At 33.4% G+C, this 20,935-nt stretch carries 17 protein-coding genes and 1 pseudogene; 12 read left to right on the top strand and 6 right to left on the bottom strand.

Annotated features, from left to right (window positions below; all coding sequences use genetic code 11):
- Positions 1 to 96 precede the first annotated feature (96 nt).
- The gene (locus tag MHH59_RS17530; protein ID WP_233147358.1) at positions 97 to 471 is read left to right on the top strand and encodes a hypothetical protein; all 375 of its coding nucleotides are present in this window, start codon (positions 97 to 99) and stop codon (positions 469 to 471) included.
- 144 nt (positions 472 to 615) lie between these two features.
- On the opposite strand, the gene MHH59_RS17525 is transcribed toward MHH59_RS17530, so the two are convergent.
- The 3 genes from MHH59_RS17525 to MHH59_RS17515 all read right to left on the bottom strand — a co-directional run bounded on the left by MHH59_RS17525 (position 616) and on the right by MHH59_RS17515 (position 2,743).
- A complete protein-coding gene (locus MHH59_RS17525; RefSeq protein ID WP_340851963.1) occupies positions 616 to 1,293 on the bottom strand; it encodes a YdcF family protein in 678 nt (225 codons plus the stop codon).
- Positions 1,294 to 1,386: 93 nt separating this feature from the next.
- Positions 1,387 to 1,899 carry a DUF3916 domain-containing protein gene (locus tag MHH59_RS17520; protein ID WP_016127385.1) on the bottom strand — a complete coding sequence of 171 codons (513 nt, stop codon included), beginning with the start codon at positions 1,897 to 1,899 and terminating at the stop codon, positions 1,387 to 1,389.
- On the bottom strand, positions 1,892 to 2,743 hold the full coding sequence (locus MHH59_RS17515; protein WP_078178924.1) for a LysR family transcriptional regulator: 852 nt from the start codon (positions 2,741 to 2,743) through the stop codon (positions 1,892 to 1,894). Before MHH59_RS17515 ends, MHH59_RS17520 begins: the two co-directional genes overlap by 8 nt.
- 112 nt (positions 2,744 to 2,855) lie before the next feature.
- Between MHH59_RS17515 and MHH59_RS17510 the strand changes: the two genes are divergently transcribed.
- The gene (locus tag MHH59_RS17510; RefSeq protein WP_078178923.1) at positions 2,856 to 4,082 is read left to right on the top strand and encodes an MFS transporter; all 1,227 of its coding nucleotides are present in this window, start codon (positions 2,856 to 2,858) and stop codon (positions 4,080 to 4,082) included.
- A 94-nt stretch (positions 4,083 to 4,176) separates the two neighbouring features.
- On the opposite strand, the pseudogene MHH59_RS17505 reads toward MHH59_RS17510, so the two are convergent.
- Positions 4,177 to 4,404, bottom strand: a pseudogene (locus MHH59_RS17505) (hypothetical protein).
- A 261-nt stretch (positions 4,405 to 4,665) separates the two neighbouring features.
- On the opposite strand from MHH59_RS17505, the gene MHH59_RS17500 reads away from it, so the two are divergent.
- The 8 genes from MHH59_RS17500 (at position 4,666) to MHH59_RS17465 (ending at position 13,992) form a co-directional block, all read left to right on the top strand.
- Positions 4,666 to 5,793 carry a serine hydrolase domain-containing protein gene (locus MHH59_RS17500; protein WP_002128430.1) on the top strand — a complete coding sequence of 376 codons (1,128 nt, stop codon included), beginning with the start codon at positions 4,666 to 4,668 and terminating at the stop codon, positions 5,791 to 5,793.
- Between the two features lie 285 nt (positions 5,794 to 6,078).
- Positions 6,079 to 7,242 (top strand): agmatine deiminase family protein, encoded by a 1,164-nt coding sequence (locus MHH59_RS17495; protein WP_002167874.1) that lies wholly within the window; start codon positions 6,079 to 6,081, stop codon positions 7,240 to 7,242.
- A 176-nt stretch (positions 7,243 to 7,418) separates the two neighbouring features.
- The gene (gene psiE / locus MHH59_RS17490; protein ID WP_147740265.1) at positions 7,419 to 7,838 is read left to right on the top strand and encodes a phosphate-starvation-inducible protein PsiE; all 420 of its coding nucleotides are present in this window, start codon (positions 7,419 to 7,421) and stop codon (positions 7,836 to 7,838) included.
- A 178-nt stretch (positions 7,839 to 8,016) separates the two neighbouring features.
- On the top strand, positions 8,017 to 8,949 hold the full coding sequence (locus MHH59_RS17485; protein ID WP_147740264.1) for a bestrophin family protein: 933 nt from the start codon (positions 8,017 to 8,019) through the stop codon (positions 8,947 to 8,949).
- Positions 8,950 to 9,178: 229 nt separating this feature from the next.
- Positions 9,179 to 10,156 (top strand): agmatine deiminase family protein, encoded by a 978-nt coding sequence (locus MHH59_RS17480; RefSeq protein WP_340852973.1) that lies wholly within the window; start codon positions 9,179 to 9,181, stop codon positions 10,154 to 10,156.
- 44 nt (positions 10,157 to 10,200) lie between these two features.
- Entirely contained in the window at positions 10,201 to 11,022 is an 822-nt protein-coding gene (locus MHH59_RS17475) for a MerR family transcriptional regulator (protein WP_078178790.1), read from the top strand.
- An 81-nt stretch (positions 11,023 to 11,103) separates the two neighbouring features.
- Positions 11,104 to 12,846 carry an amidohydrolase gene (locus tag MHH59_RS17470; protein ID WP_201056786.1) on the top strand — a complete coding sequence of 581 codons (1,743 nt, stop codon included), beginning with the start codon at positions 11,104 to 11,106 and terminating at the stop codon, positions 12,844 to 12,846.
- 96 nt (positions 12,847 to 12,942) lie between these two features.
- A complete protein-coding gene (locus tag MHH59_RS17465; RefSeq protein WP_078178792.1) occupies positions 12,943 to 13,992 on the top strand; it encodes an agmatine deiminase family protein in 1,050 nt (349 codons plus the stop codon).
- 54 nt (positions 13,993 to 14,046) lie between these two features.
- Here the strand turns inward: MHH59_RS17465 and pepF are convergent, their stop codons facing one another.
- Entirely contained in the window at positions 14,047 to 15,834 is a 1,788-nt protein-coding gene (gene pepF / locus MHH59_RS17460; RefSeq protein WP_078178793.1) for an oligoendopeptidase F, read from the bottom strand.
- 118 nt (positions 15,835 to 15,952) lie between these two features.
- Positions 15,953 to 16,744, bottom strand: coding sequence for an arylamine N-acetyltransferase family protein (locus MHH59_RS17455; RefSeq protein WP_078178794.1), 792 nt, complete (start codon positions 16,742 to 16,744; stop codon positions 15,953 to 15,955).
- Positions 16,745 to 16,960: 216 nt separating this feature from the next.
- Between MHH59_RS17455 and amyS the strand changes: the two genes are divergently transcribed.
- Together amyS and MHH59_RS17445 are read left to right on the top strand one after the other, a co-directional pair.
- Complete coding sequence (amyS, locus tag MHH59_RS17450; RefSeq protein ID WP_340851954.1) at positions 16,961 to 18,502, top strand: alpha-amylase; 1,542 nt, start codon at positions 16,961 to 16,963, stop codon at positions 18,500 to 18,502.
- 529 nt (positions 18,503 to 19,031) lie between these two features.
- Positions 19,032 to 20,933 (top strand): endonuclease MutS2, encoded by a 1,902-nt coding sequence (locus MHH59_RS17445; RefSeq protein WP_340851952.1) that lies wholly within the window; start codon positions 19,032 to 19,034, stop codon positions 20,931 to 20,933.
- Positions 20,934 to 20,935: the final 2 nt, after the last annotated feature.

Here is a 20,935-nt window from a genome sequence, read left to right as displayed (position 1 = left end):
TGTATTTCAAAAGCAGAAGAACCACTGAATTATGGTGGCTTTCATATAACAACTATTACTTCTCAAAAGAGTAAGCATCTTTTAAGTTACACGAATATGATGCCAGTATACGCTAATAAACTACCTCATAAGGATGAGGCAGAGAAAATAGCGATGGATGTAATGGAAAAGGTTGATCGACAATATGCAAAGGGCCTAACTTTACTTCGTATAGAAAAACAAACTAGACATTATGTTGACGGGGGACAAACTGTGGAGTTTCCTGTTCTATGGATAAAGATGATGCATAATAACGGAAGTTTTAACTGGGTGACAATTGGTGGTGACGGACAAATCATTGAATTTGAGCGAGAAGTACGCTGGGATTATATGATGAGTCGTCGCCAAACAGAAATGTGGTATTACGATGATTGGGTATTGGCACGCACCGGGGAAGGACCACAATTATTGCCGCCAGCTGCGTTGGCTTAATATGTTAAACAATATGTGTACAATGGTAGGCGTCTATGTGGGGGAATGAAAAAGGAAAAGTAATTTTAGTGTTATTTATGCATCATTAGAATATTCAGGAAGCCTTTATATTGGCTTCCCGATATTTTTTATGTTGAAAAAATATTATGCAAGATGTTGGTAATATACTACGTATTTTTCTAATCCTTCAATCTGTTTCTCAGGAGGTTCAATTCCACCTTTTCGGCCGTAGCAAACATTTCTCAAGTATTCGCCGAAAATCATAGAGCGACTTTTCTCGTTTTCCATCCAATTATATCTATTAATTATAAAATCACCATCAAAACTTGTATCAAATGTATATGGAATACAAGTTATATGTTTTGGTAAATGTTTTTTTAATACTCTATATTGCCGGCCTGCTCCTAAGCTTTTACATACAAATAGTAAACTATTAATTGTTGTAAAATCAAAGATCTTCTTAGCTTCAATTACATTTGCGATAGAATGGAGAGAGTTTTTCTCGAAAATGATAGCATCTTCCGGTACACCGTGTTCAATTAACTTGTTAACAATTACTTCTGATTCTGATAAATCTCCATAATGCCAGTTTGGATGTTTCATTCCATGTAAACTAGTACCACCTGTGACGATAATTTGTGCACCTAAACCTTGTTGATAAGCATGTAAAGGAGCTTGCCAATTACCAGGATGGGAACCACCGAAAACGAAAATTGCATCACACTGTTGTGGTGTTGATTTTTTTAGGAAAGCGATTTCGGTTATTTCTTCAATTTGTTTTTTCGTAAGATGTGGGACTTCAGGATATTTAGGGATTACCATATGAAAACCTCCTATATAGTGAAATGTTAAATTCATTATATAGCGATTTTGTTTAGTAGAAAAAGGGAAGCTTTTCATTTGGCAGTTCCCCTTTTATGATAACTCTCCTATAAACAAAAGTTCTCCTTCATCATAAAATCCATCTTCATCATGGATTATCTCTTGGAAATGCAATGTTTGGATGCTGTTAGAAATTGATATTTTCCATTCATGCCCGAAGTCGGAAGCATTGGAGAGGGGAATCCATTTTTGAAATTCGTTATCTCTATTGAAAAAATTTTGAAAGTAGTCATCGTTTTTAAATATGATGATTTGTGAGTTCCATAAGCTTGCTATTTTGATCATAACAACGACTCGATATGTATTTGTATCGTTCGGTTTCATTGTCATTAATTGATTCGCTTGATTTAACAGGGCTTGAATGCACAATCGCTTTACTTTCCTAGGTGTTGTACTAGAATCGATAAAAGCTTGAGAGCCTGGTAAAGGCATATGCCAGTATTCATCGTTATAGAAAGTAGACGGAAATGCTTTAGTAGAGTCTTCAATTCTTTTTATAAGAGTTTGTGTTCTTCGTTTCATACCACGTATTTTCTGTTCACGCATTGTTGATCATCTCCATAAATTTTTGCAAGGCAGCTGAGTGAAAAATGTCTTTTCGAGTAATAAAGGTAGTAGGAACCTTTTTAAAGTGATTTGGTAATGTATTTAAAGATACACCATGTTCATAATCTGGAATAATGGATTTCATCATAATAGCCGCGCCCATACCTGATTTTACACATGCAAGTATTGCTTCAATTGTTCCGAACTCTAGTATTCTTTTAGGTGAAACCCCTTCTTCTTGAAGCCAGTTTTCTAATAGTTTTCTGTAATAACATCCTTGACTAAAAGCGAGTAAATTCAGTTCTCCTATTGTTTTAAAGGAAGATAGAGGAGTCTTACTAATGAGAACGAGTTCTTCTTCTCGAAATAAAAGGGTATGAAGTTCAACATGCTGAATATTTCCAGCGATGAATGCTCCATCCAGTTGACGGTCTAAGACGAGTTGAGTTAACCATTCGGTCGTATTTGTTTCTAAAATAAATTCGACTTCTGGATACTTTTCATAATAGGTCGTTAATATAGGTGTGAGACGAACGGCTGTTGTAGATTCTGTGCACCCGATTTTTAATGTGCCTTTCGGATGGGTTCTGCTACTTTGAACAGCTTTAATGGATTGATCCATTAAGTGGATAATTTGTTTTGCATATGTTAATAAAATTTCTCCGTTAGAAGTTAAAGTAACACCTTTTCCGTTTCGATAAAATAGTGGTACGCCTAATTCGTTTTCTAGTTGTTTTATACGCATCGTTACACCTGATTGTACATAGTTTAAGTTTTTAGCGGCATGAGATATATTTCCTTCTTTCGCAACTTCAAAAAAAACCGTTAAATCTTTAATGTCCATTTATTATCACCCCGAAAAAGGTATCAATTTTTTTGATGGATTCTATTAATAACACTTATTTTACATGATATCAGAACCTTCATACAATGAAAGGTATATGGGGGAGATAACGTTGATAAGTGAAGAAAAAATTGAAAAGTACAGTAGTTATAATAAATGGATCATGTTAACTTTGGCAACGGTAGCACAGGCAAGTGCAACACTTATAACATATGGAGTAGGGGTACTCGCTTTATTTTGGAAACAGAAATATGCACTTTCGAATATGCAGGTTGGGTTGTTAATAAGTGCTGTAAATATTGGTCCGTTGTTTTGTATGCTTTTTGCCGGAAGGTTACTTGATCGATATAATGAAAGAATATTAATTGGAGCGAGTGCCGTATTACTTGGCGGGGCGCTTTTACTTGCTCATATGGCAAGGGGATTTATTGGGTTATTATTTGTCCTTTTTTTAATAGGGACTTTTTATAGCGTATCCCAGCCAGGGGGAAGTAAAGTAATCTTGAAATGGTTTCCGAAAGAGATTCGCGGATTAGCTATGGGAATACGGCAAGCTGGTATACCTATTGGCGGGGCGTTAGCAGGAGTAATAATCCCTTTGCTTACAATTAAATTTAGTTTAGCTTATACGATAAATGTAATTGCAACTATATGTATAATAGGCGGGTTATTGTTTTTCATATTTTATAAGGAATCGTACGTACGAGAACACACGAGCCAAGAAAATGTAAGTATTTCTTTTTGGATGCAGTTAAAAAAGGTAATATGTAAAAAAGAGCTGTATCCAATTTTTATTACAGGTATTTGCATGATTTCTTTACAAATGATATTAGTCGGACATTTTATAAAATTTTTAGTCATTGAAAAATCGATAACACCTATTGTAGCAGGGAAAGTATTTTCAGTTATGCTATTTGCAGGAATGATTGGGCGAATTATATTAGCTACAATAAGTGATACATATTACAAAGGTGATCGTCGTACACCTTTATTAATAACTGTATGTATTTCTTGTTGCTTAATTTTAGTTGTTGTAATGAGTATAAACACAATGACACTTGAGGCATTGTTTGTGATGAGCGGACTGCTAGGATTCTTTGCGATCGGTTGGTTTAGTCTTTTTATGGTTGAAGTTGCTGAGTCTGCAAGTGAGGAATTGGTAGGTCTAACAGTGAGTTTTGCGCTTACACTTAATCAAATTGCTATTATCTTTGCACCTGCTTTGTTTGGTTATATAGTAGATGGAAAAGGCTACACATATGCATGGATGGGGATAGCTGCATTACTAAGCGTTTCAGCAGTGAGTTTATGTAAAAGTAAACGAATATTAAAAATGTAAATCTTTTATGAAGAAAATCTAAAGAAATGTCGTGGGAGTGACATTTTTTTTTAAATATGTTGTATAATCAAGTTATAAATGAGATTCGTTTTCATTAACACTCATTCCCTCTTTTGAAATTACCTGTAATTTTAGCCATAATAAGCTGTTTTTCTTTTTCGTTACTTGCCCGATTTATTTTGTTTAAAAATTTTTCAGCATCATTTCCTTTTAAAATTATAATCTATTTTCCGTAATATTCAATTAAAACTATATTGTTTTTTGTTACTCGATAATGAAACATCATATCATCTAAACGATTGCGCTTATCGGTCTTTTTCAAATTAACGCCTCCATTCTTGTTAATGTGTAACGAATGTTACATAAAAAATTAAAATTAAAGTTGGATGTATCCGATTGTAAGGTGGAAATTTTGTAAAAAAGAACTACAATAGAGAGTAGTTAAAATTTGAACGTTAGAAAAAGGAATCTAGTTTACTATGAGGAATAATAGAGTAGATAGATTATAAGATATTTAAAAACTAAAAGATATAGAATAGAATGGAAAAGTATAAAGTGAAACTAGATAAAAGAGGGTTCCCATATGTTTAAGAAATGGTTAATCGCTTTCTTTGTTTTTGCTATTTTTTGTGGGAGTGTCGCTGCACTCATACATGCAAATAAAGAAAAGAAATACAGTTTGAAGGCATTTTCAAATTTTGAGGATAAAGTTGGAAATGTTCAACCGAAAGTTGATGCGAATCAGCAAAAACGTTATGATATTGCAGCAACGAAACTCGATCAATATTTAAAAGATAAAGGATTTAACGGGACGGTTCTCGTAACGGATAAAAATAATGTGGTTTTACGAAAAGGCTACGGGTATGCGAATGTAAAAGATAAAGTTTTAACAACGCCAAGAACAAAATATCGCATCGGTTCCATAACGAAAACAGTAGTTGCAATATCTATATTACAGCTAAGAGAAAAAGGGAAATTGAATATTGAAGACAATGTAAATAAGTATATTCCATCGTTTCCAGCAGATAAAAACATTACGTTACGAAATTTGTTAACACATACGTCCGGGTTACCAGATCAGGGACAAGGTAGTGTTGATGCGGCATCACGTTTAAAGTTAGTAACGTGGATTGGAGCGCAAAAGTTGCAATTTCCTGCAGGGACAGGATGGAAATATACAGATTATAATTATATGGTACTTGCGTATATTGTAGAAAAGATATCGAATAAACCGCTTGCTGAATATGTGAAAGAAAACATTTTTACTCCTGTTGAAATGAATGAATCTGGTATGGGTGCAACTCTCCCTGAAGATATTTTCTTAGCAGAAGGTTACACGAAAAAAGATAATGAGTTAATAGCTACACCCCGCTTAAAAATGAACTGGCTGTATGGTTGTGGTGAAATGTATACGACCGTTGAAGATATGAAAAGATTAGATGAGGCTATTATGGATGGAAAGCTGATTTCTAAACAAAGCTTATCAGATATGTTTACAGTATCACCTGCGAGAAAATATGGATTTAGCTTCTATATTTACCCAGATTATTATCATAACCATGGTGTATTAGCTGGCTGGAACACTTTTAATAATTTTAACTGGGATAAAAGAACGTTTGTAATATTATTCTCTAACGTACAAAATGGTATGAATGATACATTTAATCAAGAGTTTAGGAAATTAGCGAATGATTTAATAGAAGGAAAATAATTATTTGAAAATCGGTATTGATATAAAATTATCAATACCGATTTTTTTATTTAGTGAACAAGCATGTATGAGAGGGGATTAGTATTAGAATAAATTTATGAAGGAAGTTAAATGATATGGATGTTAAATATAGGAAGTGTATTTTGTGAATGTCATCTATTTGTATTGAAATTATGTGATTATCATGCGGAAGAATAATTGGTAATTTTTACATTGATGAAAAAGCTTGAGCTTCACACTATGTTAAGCCTTACAGTATTGTAGACATGAACAGGAGGTTGAAAAGTGAAAAAAATAGTAAAGTTTTGTTTAATAGCTACATTATCTACAACGATTATTAGTGGATGTTCTTTTGAAGGGAATAATGAAAATGCCAAAGGGAAAGAGAAAGAGGATAAAAAAGTAGAGGTACAGAAAAACGCTGGAAAATATACGATGCCGGATGAAAAAGATAAACATGAAGGTACATGGCTACAATGGCCTCATGAATACACATATGGTCAAGAGTATAAACAAGAAGTTGAACCTATTTGGATTAAGATGGCAAGTGCTTTAACTGAGGGTGAAAAAGTCCACATTGTTGCATATGATGAGGAAGAGAAAGAGCGAATCAATAAGCTTTTAATAGATAAGGGGCTGAATATGGATAAAGTTGATTTCTTTATCGCTCCTACTGATGATGTGTGGGCAAGAGATAGTGGACCGATTTTTGTTTATGACAATAATAAAAATCTAAAAATATTAGATCCAGCATTTAATGGTTGGGGAAAGAAAACTCCATATAAAAATGATGCCCGTATACGTGAGAATGTTAGTAAACAATTAGGGATTGAAAGAATTGATTGGGGGAAATTTGTCCTTGAAGGTGGCGCAATTGAATTAGACAGCAATGGGACTGCTTTATTAACTCGAAGCGCAGTAACGAATAAAAATAGAAATCCTGATTTATCAGAAGCGGAAATTGAAAAATATATAAGTGACCTTGGGGTGACAAACTTTATTTGGTTAGATGGAGTGCCTAATTTAGATATTACTGATTTTCATATTGATGGATTTGCTAAATTCCATGATAAATCTACAATCGTAACGATGGCAGAAGATGACTTGGCTGAATGGGGCTTGTCAAACAAAGATATGGATAAATTGTTAGATGCAAAAAATGCTTCAGGACAGAAATATAAGTACGAATACTTACCGCTTAGTAAAGATAAAGTTACTTTAGAAGGTGGAAAAACTCTAGATTATAAGGGGTCGTATATCAATTATTATGTTGGGAATACAGTTGTATTGGTTCCTAACTATAATGATCCAAATGACAAAATCGCAAACGATACGATTCAGAAATTATACCCGGATCGTAAAGTAGTGGGAATTGATGTGAGAGAGCTTTATAAAAATGGCGGAATGATCCATTGTGTGACACAGCAACAACCGATTCAATTGAAGTAATCGATTATAGTTTCGTTATGTTGCTTTATAGACAAAATAGGTGAAATGCTATCTTTACTTATTTTGTCTTGTTTTAACATCTGTAACAAGAACGGAATGTATAATTTTAATGTAACGATAATTGAATAAAAGTATATTGTCATTATTGGTTTATATGGAAAAGGAGAAAAATGTTTGTGGTAAAGAATTTTAAAAAAGTATTTTCGTTTTTCCCTATCGTTCTACAGTACATTATAAATGTAGCTTTAATCTGTTTGGGAATTGTTTTAAGTGTGTTTCTTATGAAAGAAGTCATTCAATTTATACAAGAACTTAAATTAAATAGTGAGGAATCTATTTATCATTTAATTGATAGCATTGTCGTATTTTTTTTATATTTTGAATTCATCGTAATGATTATAAAGTATTTTCAAATGAACTTTCATTTTCCATTACGTTATTTTATATATATAGGTATTACGGCTATTGTTCGTCTAATTATTATAGACCATGATAGTCCAATGGATTCATTGATATATGCTTGCGCGATTCTTGTATTAATTAGTGCTTTATTCATTGCAAATTCTAAAATAATGCGTCGTGATTTAGAAGAGTGAACGTTTGTTGTTTAAATCAAAAAAGATGTTTTATCTTTTGGTAAAAAGGAGTAACAGTATTGAAAGAAATAATCTTAACCAGTTTTATAATAATAGGGTTTATGATTCTACTATTTAATTGTATACTTTCATAATTTAAAAGAATAAAAGGTTAATAAGGAAAGAGGTTTTTGTAAATATGGTTCATTACAATAATCAAAATAATTTACATCAAATATTTACATTAAAGGGAACAGTTATAAGAGATATTTTCCCGCAAATTTTATTATATATATGTATTTCAACGATAGTAACTGTGATTAATTATTATTATGTAGAAATAAAAATTAATCAAACTCCTTGGGTAATTGTTGGAGGAGCTTTAGGTCTACTGTTAGTTTTTCGTACTAACACTGCCTATGATAGGTATTGGGAAGGTAGAAAGTTATTTGGCACGGTTGGTGCTTGTACTAGAAATTTGGCAGTTAGTTTTTTATGTTATTGGGAGTCTGAAGGGAAAAAGACGGATCAGGAAAAATTGAAATTTTTACATTTGTTAATTGCTTTTCCAAAGATAGCGAAAGGACATTTGAGAGACGAAAAAGATTTATCCGAAATAAAAGCATTGTTTGATATTTGTTCTGAGAAGGAAAAAGAAATGTTGGCTGAGTCTATTCATTTACCGATTAGTATAGTTTTTATGTTAAAAACTATACTATCAAAAGGTTTGAAAACGGGTCAAATTCACCCAAATGCAATAATTAATATGGAAGCTGATTTGAATACTCTGCTTACGGCTGTGGGTGGATGTGATCGGATCAAAACAACGCCTATTCCTTTTGCATATTTTGCTCATATTAAAATTTTACTGCTCATATTTTGCGGGACTTTATCGATTGGTCTTGTTGATAGTCTTGGATGGTTTACAGTACTTGCAACTACGTTTATAAGTTTTGCATTTATAGGGATTGAAGCAATAGGAGTTGAAATTGAGGATCCATTTGGTCAAGATCCAAACGATCTGCCGCTAGAAGGGATTTGCAATGGTGTAGAAACGCATTTAGTGAATTTATATAATCAAAACGCTCTATTAGAAGTAATGGATTTGAATCTTGATAAAAAAATCATCTAATCCTTCATTGTGTACGACGATTAAAATTTAAAAATCTTGTCAAGAGTCAGTTTACGGCTTAACGACGTCTTTATATTTTTTATATAAATATATAATATTTCTCCGTGCTATAATCCATTCATGAAATGTGCACGTTTCAAAAATTGTAATGAAAAGAGAAATGAATTGGGGAATAGTTGGCTTATTGAAAACAGTTATTCAATCATTATTAAAAAGCGAGGTAAGTAATATGGAACAAAAACATAGTGGCATTATTTTTACTGCAATACCAGATGAATCGAATGAATATTATCGACCATTTTATGAAGACATTATTTATTTTAATGAATACTTAAATGAAAATAAAGCATTTACCGATCAACTTATATCTTTATCTGTTGAAGAGCAAGACTTTCATACAAACTTTTTTGAGTATGATGATATTTGGCTAAGAGATGTTGCACCAGTTGTAACAAATCATCTAGTTAAATTCAAATATCAACCGAATTACTTACCGAAAGATCAAGGACGATATTTAGATCAACAATTTAATAAATGGCTGAAAAAGAACGATTTTGAATATGTGACATCTCCATTGATATTAGACGGTGGAAATCTTATTTGGAATAAAAAAGATACCGTTATATTAACGGAACGCATATTTGATGATAATTATGATTGGACGGAAGAAGAAATTATAGAGCAACTGGAATGGGATTTAGATGTGAGTCGGGTTATTATTATTCCTGCTGAAGAGGGAGATGTACTTGCACACGCAGACGGGATGGTTAAATTTATTGATGAACATACAATGTTTATTAGTGATTTTTTAGGGGATCATGAATTTAGATATAAGGTTCAAGAGATTATTCAAGAGCAAATGCCAGAGGCTGAATTTATAGTTGTTCCTTCGTCATATACAGAGAAGGGTCAATACGATGAAGAGATAGCGTCAGCAAAAGGTTTATATATAAATATGTTAGAAACATGTGATACGCTTTACGTTCCTAAGTTTGGATTAGCTAAAGATGAGGAAGTTTTAAGATATATTCAACAGCATACTGAGAAACAAGTTATTCAAAGTCATGTAGGAGAAATATCGACAATGGGAGGCGCGATGAATTGTTTAACGTGGTATTGTCCTAGTCATTTGTTACCTTCAAAAATGAAAAGGCTGGACGATCAGAATGAAGGTTCTTCAATCAGAAAAATATTTGATTGGTTTTAATAAATAAGCTTATATATAAGAGAATGTATTCAAGGGGTATTTATATGTATACAATTACTGAGTTTTCGCGGATTTGTAAAATGAGTACACGGATGCTAAGGCATTATGATAAAGAGGAAATATTGAAACCAGCATATGTGAATCCGGTAAATGGATATAGATATTATGAGCAAGGGCAGCTTGAAATAGCGCTGAAAATTAAAAAGCTAAGGGAGTATAAGTTTCCTTTACCGAAAATCAAAATAATTCTTCAATCATCAGATCAAGATTCATTTATTAAACATATGCAATCACAAATTATAGAGTTGTCTCATGAGGTGAAACAAAATTTACAGGTTATTTCAGAAATGAATGAAATGGTAAATATGAATCATGGTCTAAATATTGCTCGCCATAGAAGTTACGATATATTAATTGGAATGAGAAATGAAATGACGGTAATTACTCAAAGACTACAAATAGATATAGATGATATGGATGATTATTTTTATGACTTATATGAAAAAGTACAAAAGCATAACTTACAAATGGTCGGTTCGCCCTCTACGGTCTTTTATGATGAAGAGTATATTCCAAATGAAAGTGATGTTGAATTAAGGATTCCGGTCATGCATGGGAACAATAAAGATGTAGTACAAGAATATGAAATAAAAAAATTAAATCCACATCAAATCGTTACTACTATGCATTATGGAAGTTATGACTATATAGGCTACGCTTATATTGCGTTAGAAAAATGGATTGAAAGAAATGGTTATGTAATAGATGGTTCACCATATGAGGTCTACATAAAGGGACCTGAATGTGATTGTTTAGTAGAGGAGTATGTGACACAAATTTGTTTTTTAGTTATGAAAATAGACTGAGAATAAGGATTGACATTAACATTATGTCAATCCTTATTCTATTTATGTAAGTAATTCATCATAATAAAAAGGAGAAAGAATATGAAAAGAACAATCATGATTATTTGTCTGATTCTAAGTATGACATGGTTTTCAGCGTGTACTCCTGGAGTAGGAGAAGGTGAGAATGGTAGCTTCGTTCTACCAAATCAGTTGCCAAAAAATGTAGTGTTTAAAAATGGTACAATCTATACTTCAAATGACAAGCAAGACATTGTAGAGGCTGTAGCCGTTAAAGAAGGGAAAATTACATTTGTTGGTTCAAACAAAGATGTAGAAGGATTTATAAATGAAGATACGAAAGTGGTGGATTTACAAGGACGTTTTATTCTTCCTGGTTTTGTGGACAATCACAATCATATATTTGAGGCGAAATCACCAGCAGCAGGGAATTGTAGTGTTTCACCGGATGCTGCGCTGCAAGAACAACGCTCGTATTTAAAGGCTTGTAAAAAAGATGTGAAAGATGGCGAATGGATAAGCGGAACAGGATTTAGTTTGGAAGAGCTGTTAAAAGATATGGACGAAAAATCAGAACAACAAACGCCATTACAAGTTCTTGATGAGTTATTTCCTAATAACCCTGTATTAATTATGGAAAGAACTTCTCATTCTGTATGGGTTAACTCAAAAGCATTGGAAGTAGCGGGAATAAATAAAGAGACGAAAGATCCGCAAGGCGGAAGAATCATCCGGGATCCAGAAACAGGAGAACCTTTCGGGCTTCTGTATGATACAGCAGGGGATATCGTGATGGAAAAAGCATGGAATTCCCAGCCCAATCTCTTTGAAAAAAATTATGAAGGTTTGTTAGACGGTTTAGATGAGGTTGCGAAGAATGGTATTACTACAGTCGGCGATGGACGTCTTTATTGGAAACGAGGCTGGTTAGATGTTTGGAATAAAGTTAATGATGAGAAAAAGTTAACGTCGCGAGTAGTACTTCGTCCGTGGGTATATCCGAACTTAAATGAAGCAGAGCAAATGGAGTATTTCAAAAAAATTAAGCGTGATGATGTATCATCTAGAATGCTTATTAATCAAGTGAAGATGTATAGTGATGGAATTAGCATTAACAGCACAGCTAAAATACTAGAAAAATATAAATTTGAGTGGTTTAAAGGAACACCGTACGGTTTGAACTATATTCCAGAAGAAAAAATGAAGTGGTGGTTGAGTGAACTCAATAAAATTGGTTACGGTGCACTCATCCACACAATTGGAGATGGCGGAGTAAGAGAAAGTTTAAATGCAATTGAAGCAGCGAAAAAAGAAGGGGCGAATCAACCTTATACGCTTACACATGTGGAAATGGTAGAAGATAGTGATATAAATCGTTTTGCTAAGTTAGGTATTAGTGCTGATTTCCAAGTAGGCCATGATTTTGCAGAAGATCCTAAACAAAGCTGGGCAAGTGCGTATTTTTCAAATCAACAGATGAAACGAATTATGCCGTTAGGACGCATTTGGAAAACAGGAGCAAACGTATCACTTAGTAGTGATTGGGATGTAAATGAACTAAATCCACTTGTGACGATTTCGAATGCACTAAGTATTGATGAAAAGGGCTTGTCTGATGTATACGCAGCTATTGATGCATATACAATTAAGCCCGCCAAAGCATTAGGTCTTGATAATATTACTGGTTCAATTGAAGTAGGTAAATCAGCCGATATGGTATTACTAAATGAAGATATTACTAAAATGAGTGCCGATAAGATTCCGAATGCGAAAGTTTTAGTGACGGTTTTACAAGGAGAAGTAGTGTATCACAAGGGAAAATAAAGAATCAGTTTATGAAGTAGTTAATATATTTCTGTTGACCTTAACACGATGTCAAAGTTTAGACTGAACTTACATTCGAAGAAGGGGTGAACATGTATGAGAAATATGGGAAATAGTTTATATTATATGCCTGCTGAGTGGGAAAAACATGAGGGAACATGGCTCCAATGGCCTCATGATAAGGCTCATAGAGGCGAAGGTTACAGATCTAAGCTAGATGATATTTGGGTAACGATGGCAAAGGAGCTTCATTACGGAGAGAATGTGCATATTGTTGTATTTGATGAGGAAGAAAAAGTACATGTACAATCGAAGTTAATTGAAGCGAATGTAGATATGGATAAAATTGATTTTTTAATTGAAGAAACGGATGATGTTTGGATAAGAGATAATGGACCGATCTTTGTAAAAGATAAGGAAGGCAATCTCTGTTTAGCACACTGGGTATTTAATGGTTGGGGGGATAAATATCCGTATGAAAATGATGCTGTTATTCCGGGAAAAATAAGTGAAATGTATAGCATTCCAAAAGTTAAATCTAGTGTCTGTATAGAAGGTGGAGGAATAGAGATAAATGGAAATGGCACCTTAATGGCGGCAAAAACTTCTATTATAAATGAAAATCGAAATCCTACACTAAATCAGGAAGAGATTGAAATAGAGTTAACGAAGTATTTGGGAGTAACGAATTTTATATGGATAACTGGTATTCGCGGAGAGGATAATTATGATGAAGATACAGATTACCATATTGATGGGGCAGCGCGTTTTGTAAATGAAAATACAATTCTTTATGAATATGATCCTTTTGGGGAAGGAGAGTCGTACCTTTTGGAGGCGCAGGAAAAGCATTATCAAGAATTGCGACAAGCGAGAAATATAGATGGAAATCCATTTCAGCTCATACCAGTACCGGTGACAAGAAAAGTGGTAAAAGAGGCAGACTGTAAAGGTTCGTATTTGAACTTTTATATTGGAAATGAAGTTGTATTGGTTCCTATATACGGTGATGAACATGATAAGTTAGGACTTCAAATCATTGAAGGGCAGTTTCCAGGAAGAAGAATTGTCGGTGTTTATGTAAATGAACTGTATGCGTATGGTGGTATGATTCATTGTGTGACGCAGCAACAAGTGAATAAATGAAATGTATATTTTATATGAAAAAGCATGCAGATTCTATAATCTGCATGCTTTTTTCTATAATGCTGAAAACTCTTCAACAAGTTGGGTGAATCGATTTAATGCACTTTCAATCGGTTCTGGTGTAGTTAAATCAACGCCAGCTTTTTTCAGTAGGTTTAATGGATAGTCAGAACTTCCGCCTTTAAGGAATTCAATATAGTTTTTCTGAGCATTTGGATCACCGCTTAATAATTTATCGGCGATTTGAATGGCAGAAGCGAATCCAGTTGCGTATTTGTATACGTAAAATGGACGGTAGAAATGAGGGATTCTAGACCAGCCATATTTTACTTCTTCGTCAAATACGAGGGAGTCGCCATTATATTCTCTAAATAAGTTTTCGTAAATTTCACTAAAGACTTTGGCATTTAATGGTTTACCTTGTTCGGCCATTTCATGTGTGATTTTTTCAAATTCTGCAAACATGATTTGTGTAAAGAAAGTACCTTTAAAGCTATCGATAAAGTAGTTAATTAAATGATTACGTACGTTCGTTTCTTTTGCTTCTTTTAATAAATAATGAATTAATAACACTTCATTTACTGTAGAAGCGACTTCTGCAACAAAAATGGAATAGTGTGCAGAAATTCTTGGTTGGTATCCGTGTGAGTAATGCGTATGCATACCGTGCCCGCATTCATGAGTAAGGGTGAAAAGGCTATTTAAATCATCATGATGATTTAAAAGAATGAAAGGATGAACACCGTATACACCAAAGTTATAAGCGCCAGAACGTTTTCCTGGTGTTTCTCTCACGTCTATATAGCGTTTATCTTTAAAGTTTTTTAATGTTTCGATATATTCTTTACCTAAAGGAGCTAGTGACGCGATCATTATATCAAACGCTTCGTCGTATGGAATGTCTTGTTTTACACCTTTTACTAAATCAACACTCAAGTCGTATTGTCGTAGTTCATCTACATTTAATTTTTCTTTTCTAAGTTCATTATACGTATGTAATGATTGAATGTTTTTTTTCGTTGTCTCAATTAAATTTTCATATACTTCTTTCGGAACCATGTCGCCAAATAATGATTTTTCTAAAGCTGATGGATATTTTCGTAGCTTTGAGACAGTAACATTGTTTTTAATAGCTGCGGACAAAGTAGAAGCGATAGAATTCTTTAATTGAACGTATGGTTTGTAATAAGCTTTATAGGCTTCTTCACGTTTCTCACGATTCTCATCTTCTATTAGCTTTGAATACATTCCACGTGTTAAGTTTACTTTTTCTCCATCATCAGTAGTCACTTCACCAAAAATTATATCTGCATTATTTAACATGCCAAATGTATGCTGCGGGGAGGAGAGTGCTTCACCCATTTGTGATAAAATCTCTTCTTGGTCTTTATTCAAAACGTGTTTTTTATAACGGTATAGCTCAAATAAGTCTTCTTTGTAATAGTGTAAGCCTTCGGTTTCTTCTATGTAAGAATGTAATGTGTTTTCATCTACACTAAGTAAGAATGGGGAAAAGAAAGATTTAGCCGCACTTACTTTCACGTGTAATTGTGATACTTTATCGACAAGGGATTGAGCGTCAGTATCGCGTGTATCAAGATCGGATTGTAATCGTGCATAAGCGAACATTAAAGATATTATGCTAGATATTTCTTCACTCTTTGTTAAATAAGCTAATAAACTATTGCCATCGTGAATATTTCCATTAAACTTGTGTAATTCATTCGTTAATACTTCAATTTTATGAAAATCGCTTTCCCAATCTTCAATTGTATGGTAAATATCCGTTAAATCCCATTTTTCTTTATCAGTTACTTGTAGTCGATCTTTAAGTTCAGTCATAATCATTTCCTTTCTAAATATGTAGTTATATTCCTATATAACTATGAAATACAACAAATTGCAAAAAATCCCTGCTGGAAAATAAAAAGCCTTGCCGAGAATGGCGAGGCTTTAAAAGTTATAATGTAATGCCGAACGTTGAATGAAGGAGGTTTGTATATTGCTCTTTTGTAATTGTTTCTTTTGTTTTATTTCTATTTTTCGTTACTGTAAGGCTATCTTTTGTTAATGATGCGTGCCCGTCATGAGTAAGTTTTACAACAAGAGGTACTTTGTTAAATGGTGAACCTTCATGTTCAACAATAATTTTTTGTGCTGCATTTGCTTTCGTTTCATCCACTTCTTCCAAGTAAAATGCATAACCTACTGTCCAATCATCAGTAGAAGATTGATCTAGAAACTCATTGCTTTTACGCATTTCTAAAATATAATTACCTTTTTCAGTCGTTTCTTTACGAATACGATAGTCGCCTGTTACAGAATGAACGATCTCACCTGAGAAAGGAACAGGGGAAAGGGGTAAATATGATCCGAAACCTACTTCAATTAAGTAAAGTTCATTATGATGTTGTAAAACAGTTGCGATATGCCCTGAATCTACAGCCCATATAGAATTTGCAGCGTTATAAACTGTTCCTGAAACGAGATGGACATCGAATTTAGAGTCTTTAAGGAAGTAATACATAGCCGGATTCAATTCATAACAAAGGCCGCCACGGTTGTTTATTAAAATTTTTTCTTTTAGATTTTCTTTTGATATTTCTTTAAAGTTGTTTTCGAGAATATTTAAGTTTTCAAAAGGGACAGATTGTGACATTTCATACATAATGTGAGATAAATCTTCAAATGAAACTTTGTGTTTTTCTTCTATATTTAATCTTGCAAAAAATTGTTTTTGAAAGTCGGTCATAGAAATCCCTCCGTTATGCTTTTATAGATAAATTGTAAACAATTTTGAATCCGATGTGAATTTTAAACTATATGGGGTACTTGTGGAATAGTTGAATTCATATTTTGAAAAATAATGTGAGAGATTAAAAGATTGTTACTTTACTAACTGTAGAACGAATATTATAATAACTTTAATAAATTATGCAAACGTTTTCTTGAAAGGGATGGTGTAAATATGTTGAAAAGGATTACGGTAGTCTGTTTATTGTTTATTTTGCTTTTTCCTAATATATATGAGGGAAATAAGGCAGAAGCAGCAACAGTGAACAATGGAACATTAATGCAGTATTTTGAGTGGTACGCTCCGAATGATGGGAATCATTGGAATCGTTTGCGTTCCGATGCTGAAAGTTTAGCTCATAAAGGAATCACATCTGTATGGATACCACCTGCATATAAAGGGACTTCGCAAAATGATGTAGGGTATGGGGCCTATGATTTATATGATTTAGGGGAGTTCAATCAAAAAGGAACGGTGCGGACGAAATATGGGACAAAAGCACAGTTGAAATCTGCAATTGACGCTTTACATAAGCAAAACATCGACGTATACGGTGATGTAGTTATGAATCATAAAGGTGGGGCTGATTATACTGAAACCGTAACAGCTGTTGAGGTAGACCGTAACAATCGAAATATTGAAGTATCAGGTGATTATCAAATTAGTGCATGGACGGGGTTTAATTTTCCAGGGCGCGGAGATGCTTATTCTAATTTCAAATGGAAATGGTATCATTTTGACGGAACGGATTGGGATGAAGGAAGGAAATTAAATCGAATTTATAAATTTAGGGGTGTAGATAAAGCGTGGGATTGGGAAGTGTCTAGCGAAAATGGAAATTATGATTATTTGATGTATGCAGATCTTGATTTTGATCATCCTGATGTTGCGAATGAGATGAAAAATTGGGGAACATGGTATGCGAATGAATTAAATTTAGATGGCTTTCGTTTGGACGCTGTTAAACATATTGATCATGAATATTTACGCGATTGGGTAAATCATGCCAGACAGCAAACGGGGAGAGAAATGTTTACAGTAGCTGAATATTGGCAAAATGATGTTCAGGCTTTAAACAATTATTTAGCGAAAGTCAATTATAATCAATCTGTGTTTGATGCACCGCTTCATTACAATTTTCATTATGCTTCAACAGGAAATGGGAATTATGATATGAGAAATATTTTAAATGGAACAGTAATGAAAAATCACCCTGCACTCGCAGTTACTCTCGTTGAGAATCATGATTCTCAGCCTGGGCAGTCATTGGAATCTGTAGTAAGTCCGTGGTTTAAGCCGCTGGCATATGCATTTATTTTAACTCGTGCAGAGGGCTATCCTTCAGTTTTCTATGGTGATTACTATGGGACAAGCGGAAATAGTAGTTATGAAATTCCAGCGTTAAAAGATAAAATTGATCCAATTTTGACGGCACGAAAAAACTTTGCATATGGTACGCAGCGTGATTATTTAGACCATCCAGATGTGATTGGCTGGACAAGAGAAGGCGATGGTGTACATGCTAATTCTGGTTTAGCGACATTACTCTCGGACGGACCAGGAGGATCAAAGTGGATGGATGTTGGAAAGAATAACGCTGGGGAAGTATGGTACGATATTACGGGTAATCAAACAAATACTGTAACAATTAATAAGGACGGATGGGGGCAATTCCATGTAAGTGGAGGCTCAGTTTCCATATATGTTCAGCGGTAAATTGGTGATGAAAAGAAGAGGTAGACTGAAATATAAGTTTCCTCTTCTTTTTTACATTCTGCATAGTTATTAAAGTATGACACCTTTACTTCTTATAAAACATATAGTATGATGATTTCAATAAATTAGATTTCAATGAACATAAAATATAAATTAATGAGAGGTGCTTTTTGTGAGTGCGGTAGGTACTAAATAGGAAAAATTTAATGAAATAAATCGGATAAGACCAGGGGATTTTTATGTATATCATACCCCTAATTTTGTCATGCATTTATTTCGAAACCTATGAAGATACCTACAATACTTTATAAAGCGTGTAATAAGGGGAGTGCCATCTGTTTTTATGGCTTATTTTCTCATATGTTATTACACATGCCTTGTAAATGTAAAAGCTGCGGTATCCCCGCAGCTTTTTTGTATATATTTATGATGTATAAAAATGGTAATTGAATAATGTAGAACTCATTGGAATCTAATGAGTAGGTATCTTCATTTATGATATAAATCAATCATAGTGAGGAGAAACAAAATGAATACGATGACTTTTGAAAAGTTACAATATAACGAATTAATGGAAATAGTGAAATCATATTGTATAAGTGGATTAGGTAAGGAATTATTAAATAAATTAGAGCCGAGTACGAGTATAAAAGTAGTGAGAAATCGCTTAAATGAAACGACAGAAGCACGAGCTATAGTAGATGCAGAAGGGCATGTGCCTTTCTTCGGAATTTCTAATATCGCTAGTACAATTCAAAAATTAGAAAAAGGGATGATTTTAGATCCAGCAGAGTTAGTGAGTGTTTCAGACTTTTTACGTGGATGTAGAAAGATTAAAAAATTTATGTTAGATAAAGAATTTTTTGCACCAGTATTAGCTTCTTATGCGAATTCGATGACTGAATTTAAAAGTATTGAAGAGGAAATTAACTTTTCCATTAAAGGTAATAGCATTGATGCAGCGGCTAGTAAAGAGTTAAAACGAATTCGAAATAACATTGATTCTGTAGATGGAAAAATAAAAGAACGTTTAACGAAGTTTTTAAATAGTAGTGCAAATAAGAAGTATATTCAGGAATTCTTTATTAGTAAAAAGGATGATCGCTATACGATTCCGATTAAATCTTCCTATAAAAATCAAGTTGCTGGAAGTATTGTTGAAGCTTCTGCAAAAGGTTCTACTGTATTTATAGAACCGCATACGGTTACAAAGTTAAATGCGGAACTCGCGGGTTTGAAAGCAGAAGAAGCGATGGAAGAGTATCAAATTTTAGCGACTTTATCAGGAATGGTATTAGAAAATATTTATCATATAAAAATTAATATGGAACTAATTAGCCAATATGATATGGTATTTGCGAAAGCGAAGTTTAGTAAATCAATTGATGGAATAGAGCCGAAGTTAAATGATCATGGCTACATTCATTTAGTAAATTGTAAGCATCCGCTTTTAAGCGGAAAAGTAGTACCGTTACACTTTGAAATCGGTCAAAACTATCGTAGTTTAATTATTACAGGACCAAATGCAGGCGGGAAAACAATTGTATTAAAAACAATCGGATTGTTAACTTTAGCGACGATGTCAGGATTGCACATCGCTGGAGATAAAGAAACAGAAATTGCTATTTTCGAAAATATATTTGTAGACATTGGTGATAACCAAAGTATCGAAAATGCACTAAGTACATTTTCATCTCATATGAAAAATCTTTCTGAAATCATGAGGATGTCAAATAATAATACGTTACTGTTATTTGACGAAATAGGAAGCGGCACAGAACCAAATGAAGGTGCGGCTTTTGCGATATCTATTTTAGAAGAGTTTTATCTATCGGGATGTATTACAATTGCGAGTACGCATTACGGTGAAATAAAACGATTTTCAGAAATGCACGGTGATTTTATGAACGCAGCAATGCAATTTAATAGTGAGACATTGGAGCCTCTTTATAAATTAGTGATCGGTAAATCTGGTGAAAGCAATGCACTTTGGATTGCAAATAAAATGAATGTAAAAGAACATGTACTGCAAAGAGCGAAAGAGTATATGGGAAATAAAGAATACGCTATAGAAAAAGTGAATGAAAGTAAAATTAGAAAACCGAAATTCGTGCAAGAAAAAAGAGAAAATGACTATGAATATAAAATTGGCGACCGTGTGAATTTGTTAGATCATAACGATTTCGGGATTGTATATAAGGAAAAAGATAATTTCTATAATGTTGTTGTATATTATAACGGTGAATTCGTTGAAGTGAATGTAAAACGTATTACTTTAGAGGTAGCGGCGAAAGAATTATACCCAGAAGGATATGATTTAAATACACTATTTGTCGATTATAAAGAAAGAAAAATGCAGCATGATATTGAGCGCGGATCGAAAAAAGCGCTTCGTAAAATTGAAAAAGAAATAAGAAAGAATAGAGGATAATA

Source organism: Bacillus sp. FSL E2-0195 (assembly GCF_038003645.1).
Classification (GTDB): Bacteria; Bacillota; Bacilli; order Bacillales; family Bacillaceae_G; genus Bacillus_A; species Bacillus_A mycoides.
This window is presented reverse-complemented; position numbering and strand designations above follow the sequence as displayed.